General features: G+C 66.2%; 2 pseudogenes. Both read right to left on the bottom strand.

The window, feature by feature from the left end:
• Positions 1-20: 20 nt before the first annotated feature.
• A pseudogene (locus JYJ84_RS36580) lies at positions 21-1,001 on the bottom strand (MFS transporter); the annotation flags it as partial.
• 179 nt (positions 1,002-1,180) lie between these two features.
• A pseudogene (locus JYJ84_RS36575) lies at positions 1,181-1,466 on the bottom strand (MBL fold metallo-hydrolase); the annotation flags it as partial.

Raw genomic sequence — 1,466 nt, 5'->3', positions numbered from 1 at the left:
GGAGATGTGGATCAGAGACAGCCGGTGCGATCCGAGCGGCGCGCGATCAGGATCAGCCCCACCGCGCCGACCGCGTTCGGCACGACCGTGTACAGGCTCACGGCGACGACGTCGGTCACGCCGAAGTCGCGGATCATCAGCGGCATCCAGAAGTTGAGCGTCAGCGACGCGCAGGTCAGCGAGAAATAGATGAACGCGAACAGATAGACGCGCGGGTTCGTCAACGCGGCCGCGAGGCTGCGCCGGTCGTGCGCGTCATGCGCGGTGCCGCGCCCTTCCGCGCACAGCGCGGCGACACGCGCCTTTTCGTCGGACGTGAGCCAGGCAGCGTCCTGCGGCCGGTCGACGAGCTTCGTGAACGCGGCGAACGCGAGCAGGATCGCCGGCGCGCCTTCGATCGCGAACATCCACTGCCAGCCGTACAGCCCGAGCACGCCGCTCATGTCGCGCATGATCCAGCCCGACATCAGGCCACCGAGCACGCCGGCCACCGCCACCCCCGCGAAGAACACCGAGATCGCGGCCGCACGCCGGTTCGCGGGAAACCAGTAGGTCAGGTACAGCACGATGCCGGGAAAGAAGCCCGCTTCGAACACACCGAGCAGGAAGCGCAGCACATAGAAATGCGACGGCTGCGACACGAACATCATCCCGGTCGACGCGATGCCCCACAGCAGCATGATCCGCGTGAAGGTGCGGCGCGCGCCGAATCGCGCGAGCAGCAGGTTGCTCGGCACTTCGCAGAACACGTAGCCGACGTAGAACACCGCTGCACCGAGGCCGTACATCGCGTCGCTGAAGCCGAGATCGTGCTTCATCTGCAACTGCGCGAAGCCGATGTTGATCCGGTCGAGGAACGAGACGACGTAGCAGAGGAACAGGAACGGCACGATCCGCCACGCGATCTTGCGGAACAGCAGCGCGTCGTCCGTGGCGGCCGAGGGGGAAGCCGAAGCGCTCGCGTGTGCGAGCCTCGCTTCGGCGGGAAGCGATTGGGGCATGTCTCTCTCCAAACCGGCTGCACGATTCGAGCGCGCAGCCGTCTCCCAGGGCGTACGTGCGCCCTGCTTTCTTGTGAGATCGGATACGGCGGACGGCAAGACGGCAGGAAGCCGTGGCCAGTCGCCGCTTCAGAAAAAAGGCGGAGCGCCCTGTCGGGTGCCCCGCCTGTGCAAGCCGCTCAGTCCTGCAGCGCGGCCCACATGTCCTTGTCGCGCTGCGCGGTCCAGATGCGCGGATGCGTGATGCCGCTCGCTTCGTCGAACGCACGCGACACGTCGAACGGCAGACAGTGCTCGTAGATGAACACGTGGCCGAACTTCGGGTCCATCGCTTCGCGCGTGAGCGCCATCGATGCCTTCAGGTCGAGCTTCTGCTCGACGGCCTTGCGGCCCTGTGCGAGCAGCGTCGTGACGAAATCCTTCGTGTAGTCGAGGCCCTTGTTCACGTCGGCCGGGTTCAGCAGC

The organism is Burkholderia sp. LMG 13014 (assembly GCF_905232215.1).
Lineage (GTDB): Bacteria > Pseudomonadota > Gammaproteobacteria > Burkholderiales > Burkholderiaceae > Burkholderia.
This window is presented reverse-complemented; position numbering and strand designations above follow the sequence as displayed.